6 protein-coding genes are annotated in these 11,379 nt (G+C 40.7%); all 6 read left to right on the forward strand.

The annotated features are described in order from the left end of the window. Window positions 1–198 precede the first annotated feature (198 nt). The 6 genes from AC2A07_RS03120 to AC2A07_RS03145 all read left to right on the forward strand — a co-directional run bounded on the left by AC2A07_RS03120 (window position 199) and on the right by AC2A07_RS03145 (window position 11,249). Window positions 199–2,466, forward strand: a complete 2,268-nt coding sequence (locus AC2A07_RS03120) for a TonB-dependent receptor (protein ID WP_484049157.1) — start codon at window positions 199–201, stop codon at window positions 2,464–2,466. An 11-nt stretch (window positions 2,467–2,477) separates the two neighbouring features. Next, window positions 2,478–4,781, forward strand: coding sequence for a glycoside hydrolase family 3 protein (locus tag AC2A07_RS03125; protein WP_484049158.1), 2,304 nt, complete (start codon window positions 2,478–2,480; stop codon window positions 4,779–4,781). A gap of 357 nt (window positions 4,782–5,138) precedes the next feature. Then, the gene (locus AC2A07_RS03130; RefSeq protein ID WP_484049159.1) at window positions 5,139–6,017 is read left to right on the forward strand and encodes an alpha/beta hydrolase; all 879 of its coding nucleotides are present in this window, start codon (window positions 5,139–5,141) and stop codon (window positions 6,015–6,017) included. A 67-nt stretch (window positions 6,018–6,084) separates the two neighbouring features. Next, window positions 6,085–7,113 (forward strand): nucleoside hydrolase, encoded by a 1,029-nt coding sequence (locus AC2A07_RS03135; RefSeq protein ID WP_484049160.1) that lies wholly within the window; start codon window positions 6,085–6,087, stop codon window positions 7,111–7,113. A 13-nt stretch (window positions 7,114–7,126) separates the two neighbouring features. Continuing rightward, a complete protein-coding gene (locus AC2A07_RS03140; RefSeq protein WP_484049161.1) occupies window positions 7,127–9,574 on the forward strand; it encodes a glycoside hydrolase family 3 N-terminal domain-containing protein in 2,448 nt (815 codons plus the stop codon). Window positions 9,575–9,827: 253 nt separating this feature from the next. Continuing rightward, window positions 9,828–11,249 (forward strand): sugar MFS transporter, encoded by a 1,422-nt coding sequence (locus tag AC2A07_RS03145; protein WP_484049162.1) that lies wholly within the window; start codon window positions 9,828–9,830, stop codon window positions 11,247–11,249. The last annotated feature ends 130 nt before the right edge of the window (window positions 11,250–11,379 follow it).

Here is an 11,379-nt window from a genome sequence, read left to right on the forward strand (position 1 = left end):
TTTGGAATTCGATAACAGTTCTGATAAGCAGTGCAAAATCTGCATGAAGGGAACTTAGGACGTAGCAGGCTGCTGAAAATTCCATAATCATTTTAATGTATGTAGAAAATCACCCCGAACCGGGTGCAGGAAATGTTGTGCCTTATAAGAGGGCTATCTGAAAGATTTAGAAATAAAGACAAACTATATAATTATACAATGAGAAAATCTACCCTTAAAATTTCAGCTTTGGGACTGCTCCTTTCGTTTACTGCGGCATTCGGACAGGAAAAAACAGACAGTCTTGCCATAAAAAGTGCTGTCAATGCTGCTGCCGGGAAGCAGGAAGGCGTGAAAACAGTTGCGACATCTTCAAAAGAAGACAATAACAGGAATGTCATGCTGAACGCAGCCAACAATACGAGTCCGAGAGATGTAAACATCGGTTTACCATCTACTGTCGGAGGAATTACCATTCTCGAAAATGATCTTCCTGCTGTTTACTTTTTCTGGCCGGAACTTCCGAATAAAACATGGAGACAGAGTGTAGGTCTTGAAAAAACAGGCCTTTTAAAAATGGATCAGCTGGCAAATACGATGGGAGATCTTGGTTTTGCAGTTAATTCCTATTCACAGACCGGAACAAAAGATTTTAAGTTAAAAGGAAAATTTACGACCAGTACTTTCGGATGGCTGCAGGGAGATGTAAATGCCTCAGGACCCATTTCTAAAAATGGATGGACCTATACGGTCGGAGCATTTGCCAATTATGACCCAAGTACTTTCAAACTTGGTTTTGCAAGGAATGTTGATGAAACAAAGATTTTCAGAGCAGGCGTGACCAAATATTTTAATGATGATAAGGGTAAAATCTCCATTTTATACAAATATGCAGACTCCTATAACGTAGGAAACTATGCTGTTTTCCAATACGGTGAAAACGGAAAAGTGACAGAGCTGGACAACTTCAGAATCGGAAGAGATTCTTATGTTGTGAATGACGGAAGAATTAAAATGAAAGATATTTTTTCTGGTGAAACATATTGGGCAAATATGGCAGGAAATGATAATCGGAATACCTCTCACAATATCGATATTTTAGGGAATTATCTTCTTGACAACGGCTGGAATTTCAAATTCACCACAAGAGCTCACTTCGCTACAGCAAAATCTTCCAATATCATTCCTCTTAGTATTTTCAATGCTGCGCCCGGCACCGGATATACCATCGCTTCCACAGGACAGGCATATTCAGGAGCAGTAGGAACTCAGCTGGCAATGCATACTCCGGAGACTCCCATTACCAACATAGCAGGACGTTTTTCACTGAATAAACAATTGGGAAATCATAACGTTACCGTAGGTATTTTAGAACAGTACTACCATATAGACAAATTCACCTCCAACAGGTCTTTCTTTTTTCAGACTGTAGAACCACAACCTCAGAGACTGATCGGTCCCACTACAGATACTGATGGTTTTTACAATTATAATGCAGGCGGAGAATTCCACAGCGGAACAGAAAATAAGCTTTCGGTATATGCAACTGATGAATGGAAGGTTTCAGACAACTTTAATCTGAGCTATGGTTTACATTTGAGAAATCATATTATTGACGGCGAATATTCTTTGACGCCCAGAACCGTAGGATTTAATTTTACGAATGATAACCAGTTTAATAAGATCAACCAGAGCTTTTATCAAATCGGAGGAAGCCTGAATGCTACTTACAACATTAATAAGAATTTTGGGGTTATTGCCAATTTACTTTACACTGAAGAAAACAGAAGGCTGGAAAGTTATTCTCAGGCCTTTGAGCCCAATACCAATAAAATCAAAAGTCCGTTGGGAGCTTTGGGGGTTTTCTGGAATACAGATTACATCCAGTTAATTTCCCAGGCCACTTATCTTAAGAAAAACAATAATCTTAACCGGTACAACCTCGTTAATCCCGCCAATACCACACAGGCTCAGAATGTGACGGTCTACTATGATATTCAGACCATCGGATGGACAACGGATTTTGTTTTAAAACCATTCAAAGGATTTAATCTGCATTATCTGGTAACCTTCCAGAATCCGGTCTATAAAAAATTCAATTTCAATGCCTTCGGAACTGCCTATGATTACAACGACAACAATGTGCTGGGTGTCGCTAAAGTTTTAATGGAAATCGACCCGAGCTATACCATTGACAAATGGAGATTCTGGGCAAGCTTCAGGTATTTTTCAAAACAGTACGCCAACCTTACCAATGCATTGTATTTCGCTCCAAGAGGGGAAACCTTCGGAGGGGTAAGTTATACGGTTAATAAGAATATCAATCTTGGTGCTACCGTGATCAACTTCCTTAATCAAAGAGGGGCGAGCGGTACGATCAACGGAGCTGAATTAATTACAGATGCAAGCCCGTATTACGGAAAACTGTTGACAGGAACCTATATTATGCCTTTGACCGGCCAGTTTTCGGTAAGCTTTAATTTCTAAAATGTAAAAGAATGAAAAGAACAGTTTTAAATGTTGCAGCATTATTTTTGGGGGTGGCCGTATTTTCACAGAACATCCGGACGGTAACAAATTCTAAAGGTCCTGTTTTAGGGTATTCTGCTGATTCAGGGGTAAAAATCCTGACCGTAGGCGGAAAAAGATTCAAAGATTTAAATAAAAACGGGAAGCTCGACAAATACGAAGACTGGCGTTTACCGGTGGATGACAGAGCAAAAGACCTGGCTGCAAAAATGTCGGTTGAGCAGATTGCAGGACTGATGCTTTACAGCGGTCACCAATCGGTTCCGGCTCCTGCAGACGGTTTCAGAGCAGGAAAGTATAACGGAATGTTTTATAAAGAAAGCGGTGCCCGACCTTTCGATTTAACAGACCAGCAGAAAAAATTTTTAAAGGATGACCATCTCCGTCATGTCCTGGTAACAACCGTAGAATCTCCGGAAGTTGCTGCAAAATGGAGCAACAATATCCAGGCATATATTGAAGGTCTGGGATTGGGAATTCCTGCCAATAACAGTACAGACCCAAGACATTCTGCGACCGTAACAGCAGAATTTAATGAGGGGGCAGGAGGTCAGATTTCCCTTTGGCCGGATGGTCTGGCAATGGGAGCAACTTTTGATCCTGAACTGATTAAAAAATTCGGAAACATTGCTGCTCAGGAATACAGAGCTTTAGGAATTTCAACAGCACTGTCTCCACAGATAGATTTAGGGACAGAACCCCGATGGTACAGGATCGCTTATGTTTTCAGCGAAAGTCCTGAACTGACGGCAGATATGGCAAGAGGATATATTGATGGTTTTCAGACAACAGTCGGAAAAGATTCAGAAAAAAACGGATGGGGAAATAAAAGCGTAAACGCCATGGTAAAACACTGGCCCGGAGGCGGACCGGAAGAGGGTGGCCGTGACGGTCACTGGGCGATGGGAAAATATGCTGTTTATCCGGGAAATAATTTTCAGAACCACGTAAAGCCTTTTATTGACGGTGCTTTTAAATTGGCAGGCGGAACTAAAGAAGCTTCTGCGGTGATGCCTTATTACACCATCAGTTTTAATCAGGATACCAAAAATAAAGAAAACGTAGGAAACGGCTACAGCAAATATTTAATTACTGACTTGCTTCGTGGAAAATACAGGTATGATGGGGTAGTCTGTACCGATTGGTTAATCACGGCAGATGAACCCAAATCTCCGGGAGGCTTTGCCGGAAAACCCTGGGGAGCCGAAAAATTATCAATTGCAGAAAGACATTATAAAGTTCTGGAAGCGGGCGTTGACCAGTTTGGAGGTAACAATGATAAAGCTCCCGTACTTGAAGCGTACCAAATGGGGGTAAAGGAACATGGTGAAAAGGCATACCGTGCAAAATTTGAGCAGTCAGCTGTTCGTTTGTTGAGAAATTTCTTGAGAATCGGGCTGTTTGAAAATCCATATGTAAATACCGAAGAAACCAAAAAAACAGTTGGAAATCCTGAATTTATGAAAGCCGGTTATGAAGCTCAGGTAAAGTCGGTCGTAATGTTGAAAAACAAAGCCAATATTCTTCCGGTCAAAGAAAGAAAAACGGTTTACATTCCGAAGAGATATTCTCCGGCAACCTTCAATTGGTGGGGAGTTTATACCGGACCTTCTTTAGAATATCCTGTTGATATTGAAAAAGTAAAGAAAAATTTTAATGTAACCGATGATCCCGGAAAGGCAGATTTTGCTTTGGTTTTCGTAAAAAGTCCTCACAGTGAAGAAGGCGGGTACAGCGATGTTGATGCAAAAGAAGGCGGAAACGGTTATCTGCCGATCTCTCTTCAATATCAGACGTACACAGCAACAGCAGCCCGGGAGAAAAGCATTGCAGCGGGAGATCCTGTAATTGCGCCTGATATACAGGACAGAACTTTCAGAAACAAAACTTCCACTGCTACCAATTTCACAGATTTATTAGCCATAGAAAATGCTTACAAGGCAATGAACGGGAAACCGGTTATTGTCTCAGTAACGGCTTCGAAGCCGATGATTTTTAATGAATTTGAAAGACATGCTGACGCTGTTCTGATGAACTTCAATGTGTCTAATCAGGCTGTGATAGATATCATTACCGGAAAATATGAACCTTCCGGATTGCTTCCGTTACAGATGCCTGCGAATATGGAAACCGTTGAAAATCAAAAAGAGGATGTTCCTTATGATATGGAAACCCATAAAGATTCCGAAGGTCACCAGTACGATTTCGGATTCGGAATGAACTGGTCCGGAGTTATCAAAGATGCAAGAACAGAGAAATATAAAAAGAAATAGCTCATAATAAAGTGATTTATCTGATGTTTTGAGATCAGGCATTATGTTCAATCTCATTTCTTCTTTTATAGATCTCCGGGCAGCTTTTCCGCCTTTCACTCCCAATCTTTTTTGCAGACGATCCAGTTTAAACAGAACTCGAAGTTCATGCAAAAAAGGATTTCCGTTCAAGTCGGGCTGCGTGTGTGTAATTCGATGTTAAAATCAACAGCATATTTGTCATTCCAAAGGAATCTCAACAGGGTAAATCCTTATAATTTATTTAAGTGGAACGTCTCAGCGAACTTAAAGACAGTTTAATACTCAAAAAAACTTTGTCCCGACAATTCGCAATTAAAACTTTAAAATCAAATCAAAATGAAAAAATTTATCATAGCAGGTATTTTCCTTGCAGGCTTAAGCACCATCAACGCTCAGCAGTCAATTTCACTATACAGGGGAAAAGCGCCGGGAACTGAGAACTGGGCACAGAAAGAAGCTCAGCAGTTCAGTGAACTTTTTAAAACCGAAGTGGTTTATAATGTCGCACAGCCTTCTATGCTGCTTTTTGAAGCGGACAAAGCTAAAGCTAACGGAACCGTGATCATTATTGCTCCGGGCGGTGGTTTTCAAAGCTTATCCATTAACAGGGAAGGTACCGAAGTTGCAAAAAAATTAGCGGCAAACGGAATCACAGCAGTCGTTCTAAAATACAGACTGCTTGAAACAAAATCAAACGATCCGGCCAGGGAAATGATGGAAGGAATTAAGGACAGAAAAGCTTTTGACGCAAAAACAGCACCCATCAAAGTCATGGCGGGAGATGATATAAAGACCGCCATTTCCTATATCAGAACCCATGCAAAAGAACTGAATATCAACCCTGAAAAATTAGGAGTAATCGGATTTTCGGCAGGCGCAAGTGTAATTCTTGAAAGCGTTTTTCACAGCAGGGATGCATCAACATTGCCGAATTTTGCAGCTTCTGTTTATGGCGGGCCAAGCCAGGAGATTTTAGATACTGAAATTCCTTTGTCCCCGCTGCCGATGTTTATCTGTGCGGCAAGTGATGACCAGTTAAAATTAGCTCCGAAGTCCGTTCTGCTATACAGTAAATGGCAGGAAGCCGGGCAACCTGCTGAACTTCATCTATATGAAAAAGGCGGTCACGGTTTCGGGATGGGTATACAGAATGCACCGGTTGACAAATGGTCTGATGTTTACCTGGACTGGTTAAAATTCCACAAATTTTTATAACCCTTGAAATTTAAATCTCATGTGACTGATGCTTAAAATTTCAGCAGTTAATAACCCATAAAAAGTAATGAAATCAGTTTTTAATATAATTTCTTTTTTTTCTGTAATGGCCGTCTCAGCACAGTCTTCAGCCGTGATTTCAGAAATGGATAACTATGTGAAACCGCGCTACCGTGTCATCATCGATAATGATTTTGGCGGTGACCCTGACGGTCTCTTTCAGTTGGTTCATCAGATCCTTTCACCCTCAACAGAAATCAAAGGAATTATCGGCTCCCATTTGAAACCCGGAGATCCGTTTGACTCTTCTAAAGTTACCGCTGAAAATGCAGTAAAGAAAATCAATGAAACTCTAGAAGTGATGAATCTGAAAACCAGATTCTCAGTTTTCCGGGGATCCAATGATCCATTGAAAGACTTAAAAACGCCTAACTTATCTGATGGTGCAAAAGCAATTGTTACAGAAGCACTGAAAGCTGATGAGAAAAACCCTCTGTTGTTGCTCTGTGGAGCAGGCCTCACGGAGATAGCAAGTGCTTATCTGATGGAACCAAAAATTGCAGACAAAATTATTGTCGTGTGGATCGGTGGTGCCGAATATCCGGAACTGGCAACTCCGCCTCCCGGTCATACCCCTTTGGAATACAATCTGGGAATCGATATCAAGGCGGCACAGGTTGTTTTTAATGAATCTGATTTAAATATCTGGCAGATTCCCAGAAATGCATATCGGCAAACTTTGATGTCGTACGCTGAACTGTTAACCAGAGTAAAACCGGAAGGAGAAACCGGAGGATATCTGACGGGAAAGATTGAAAATCTGATGAAGATGGTTGAGAAACTGAACTTCCCGATTGGTGAAACGTATATTATGGGCGACAGTCCTTTGGTTTTGTTGTCAGCCCTGCAGTCATCTTTCGAAGCTGATCCGTCTTCAAGTTCTTATGTAATTAAAAATGCTCCTAAGATTAATGACAGCGGATTATACGAATATAACCCTAAAGGGAGAAACATCAGGATTTATATACAACTGGATACACGACTGATGTTCGAAGATTTCTATTCAAAATTAAAAATGTTTACTACTAAAAAATAATTAATCTCTACTTATGAAGAAGAATATAACAACATTGACAGGACTTTCTCAGAAAGCAAAATACTCGGGCTTATTCCTTGCTTTATTTGTTGCATCTCCTTTTGTGAATGCTCAGACTAAAGGGAAAACTGCGTATACGAGCAGCAAAACCAGTAAAAACGGAACATTAAAAGCCTGGGAAAACACAGTCCTTTCCGTGGATAAAAGAATTGATGCGATCATCAGGGAGATGACCAACGAAGAAAAAGTAAATCTACTGATCGGAACGGGAATGCCGGGAATAGAAGTGCTGACAGGCCCTGTAGGAGATTCAAAACAGGGTCTGGTTCCCGGAGCTGCCGGTGGTACCGATTCTTTCGAACGTTTTGGGATTCCTGCTACCATCGTTGCAGATGGTCCTGCAGGTCTGAGAATAGCTCCGACCAGGGATGGTGATTCGAAAACATATTATGCAACAGCATTTCCGGTTGGGACAGCTCTAGCTTCGACATGGAATAAAACATTGCTGGAGCAGGTAGGAAAAGCAATGGGAAACGAAGTAAAGGAATATGGCGTCGATGTACTTCTTGCTCCGGCTTTGAACATTCACAGGAATCCACTGAACGGAAGAAACTTTGAATACTATTCCGAAGACCCGTTAATTTCCGGTAAAACTGCCGCAGCAATCGTGAACGGTATTCAGTCTCAGGGTGTCGGAACTTCCATTAAACATTTTGCGGCAAATAATGAAGAATCGAACCGTCTGACGATCAATGCCCATGTCTCGGAAAGAGCCATGAGAGAATTGTATCTCAGGAATTTTGAAATTACGGTGAAAGAATCCCAGCCTTGGACGGTGATGTCCTCTTACAATAAACTGAACGGCGTTTACACTTCTGACAGTAAAGATCTTTTAACTCAGGTTCTCAGAAACGAATGGGGCTTCAAAGGGATTGTCATGACTGACTGGTTTGGAGGTTTCCCCGGATTTGAATCGATCAGAGACGGTGGAATTTCTGATGTTGTAAAGCAGATGAACGCAGGTAATGACCTGTTGATGCCGGGAATTCCGGCTCAGAAAAAAGTTCTGTTAGCAGCATTGAATTCCGGAGAACTATCTCAGGAGACCGCAAATCTTAATGTGAAAAGAATTTTGGAGTACGTTTTTAAAACACCGACTTTCGCTAAATACAAGTACAGTAACAAACCTGACCTGGTTCAAAATGCAGAAGTAACCAGAAATGCAGCCACCGAAGGAATGGTTTTACTTAAAAATGATAACAGCGCTCTGCCGTTTGCCGATAAACAGAAGGAAGTTTCATTATTCGGAGTAACATCCTATGCATGGATTACCGGAGGAACGGGAAGTGGAAGTGTAAATAACAGACACACGGTTTCTTTGCTGGAAGGCTTACATGCAGCAGGATATAAACTGGATAAGGAATTGGTTGATCTGTACAAACCTTTCGCTGAAAAAGAGGTTGTTGCAGAAAAGGAAAGAAGAAAGTCGAGAGGAATACTAGCATTGCCGGAAAGACTTCCTGAAATGAAAATGGACGATGCCTTGATCAGCAAAAAAGCGGAAACCTCAGAAATTGCTTTTGTAACAATCGGAAGAAATTCAGGTGAAGGCGGAGATCGGGTAGTGGATAACGATTTTAATATGGCAGCGGAGGAAATCCAAATGCTGGATAAAATCTCAAAAGCCTTTCACGCAAAAGGAAAGAAAGTGGTGGCTATCCTGAATATCGGTGGGGTAATCGAAACATCCTCCTGGAAAGATAAAGTGGATGCTATTTTACTGGCATGGCAGCCCGGACAAGAAGGCGGACATTCTGTAGCAGATGTAGTTTCAGGAAAAGTAAACCCTTCCGGAAAACTGACAATGACATTCCCGGTGAATTATTCTGATCATGCATCCGCAAAGAATTTCCCCGGAGTTCCTGCTGATAACCCCAAAGATGTAACGTATAAAGAAGGTATATATGTCGGATACCGTTATTTCAATACTTTCAATATAAAACCGTCTTATGAATTCGGCTATGGGAAGTCCTACACGGATTTTGCCTATTCAGATATTAAAACCAGCTCAAAAACTTTCAACGATCACTTAGAGATAAGCGTTCAAGTAAAGAATACCGGAAAAGTTACCGGAAAAGAAGTCGTGGAACTTTATCTTTCTGCTCCAAACCAGTCTATTGATAAACCCAAATCAGAGTTAAAAGCTTATGCTAAAACAAAAGCGCTGCAACCGGGTGAATCTCAAACCGTCACTTTAACATTGAATCCGAAAGATCTGGCATCGTATATCACAGCAAAATCTGCCTGGATCGCAGAAGCAGGGAATTATAAAATTTCCGTAGGCGCATCTTCTCTGGATATCAGACAGACTGCAGATTTCTCACTTCCAAAGGAACTGGTTGTTGAGAAAGTGCAGCATGTTTTTCCGGCAGATCAGCAGTTTGAAGATTTAAAGCCTTAACTGTATTTATCGGAACACCTTCAATTCGAGTTTTTAGAATAGAAAATGTGTCGGGAATTTTAGTGTTTTTTACAAAAATTCACGATACAGAATTCTTTCTGAATTTAATCCGAACTGAAGGTTTCTGATTTTACCATGATTGATGCCTTTTTTTTCATCAAATATTACGAATCTGAAGCAAATTTATTGTCTCAAATTAAGATATTATCAACAAAAGGGATTATCTTTAGCCTCTTTTTAAAATTAAATGTATATGATCGATAATGCAGTACAGTCAAAAAGGAATTATACGATTCCGTTGATTACTATTACGCTTTTATTTTTTATGTGGGGATTCATCACGTGCATGAATGACATTTTGATCCCTTATCTGAAACAACTCTTTAAACTGACCTTCTTCGAATCAATGCTGGTGCAGTTTTGTTTCTTCGGAGCTTATTTTATAGGTTCGTTAATTTATTTCCTGGTTTCATCCTCCAGCGGAGATCCCATCAATAAAGTAGGATACAAGAAAGGAATCCTCTTTGGAATTTTCCTTGCCGCTTTCGGATGTGTCCTGTTTTATCCGGCAGCAACATTTTCTTCATACGGTCTTTTTTTAGGCGCTCTTTTCGTTCTCGGATTAGGATTTACCGTTTTACAGATTACTGCAAACGCTTATGTATCACTCCTGGGTTCTGAAGAATCTGCATCGAGCAGGCTGAATATGACGCAGGCATTCAATGCATTCGGAACAACCATCGCTCCGGTTTTGGGCGGACATCTGATTTTCGAATTCTTTTCTGCTGCAGACGGTTCTTTTTCTGCCGTGGCAACGAGAATTCCTTATCTGATCTTTGCAGCCATCTTATTGCTGGTCGCATTATTGATCTCACGGGTAAAACTGCCTTCTTTCCAGACTGAAGAAGAAGAAATTGTAAAAGGTCTGGGTGCCTTGCAGTTTAATCATCTGAAGTTCGGTGTATTTGCCATGTTCTGTTATGTTGGTGGGGAAGTGGCTGTAGGGAGTTTCATTATCAGCTTTCTGGAGCAGCCTCAGGTAATGAACCTTTCTGAAGTAGTCAGTAAAAACTACCTATCCTTATATTGGGGCGGTGCCATGATCGGACGTTTCTTAGGTGCTATCTCACTGAATCAGTCTCTGAGTCAGAGTAAAAAAGTAATCTATATGCTAGGTGCTGCGATTGCGGTATTCCTTGTAATTTTCAGTATCGTTGATCTTACGTTTTCACAAATCAGTTTCTTCCTAGTTTTCATAGCACTGAATTTTATTGCTTTCTTTATTGGAAAATCGGCTCCGGCAAGAACATTATCCATTTTTGCAGGAATCAACGTTCTGCTGTTGATCTCGGCAATGCTAAATCAGGGCGAACTGGCAATGTACAGTATTCTGGGTATCGGAATTTTCAACTCGATTATGTTCTCTAATATCTATACGCTTGCCATTTCCGGCTTAGGGAAATATACAAGTCAGGGATCATCATTGGTTGTAATGGCGATTCTGGGAGGTGCGATTGTACCAATTTTCCAGGGTTATCTTGCAGATATTTTCGGGGTACAGCATTCATTTATTATTCCTGTATTCTGCTACATAGCCATCCTGATCTTCGGTGCCTACTGTACCAAATATCTGGGACATGTAAAACAGGATGCTGACGCTAAATCCGGACATTAATATTTGTTATTTTATATAGTAACAATCCGTCTCACAACTAAAACTGAGGCGGATTTTTTATTTTGGTAGAATCTTCATTATTTTGAAAAATAGAAAAAGTTTTTCTCTTCAGGCAACTTTCTTTCTTAAA

It is taken from the genome of Chryseobacterium sp. HNCC26DJ238, from assembly GCF_057180465.1.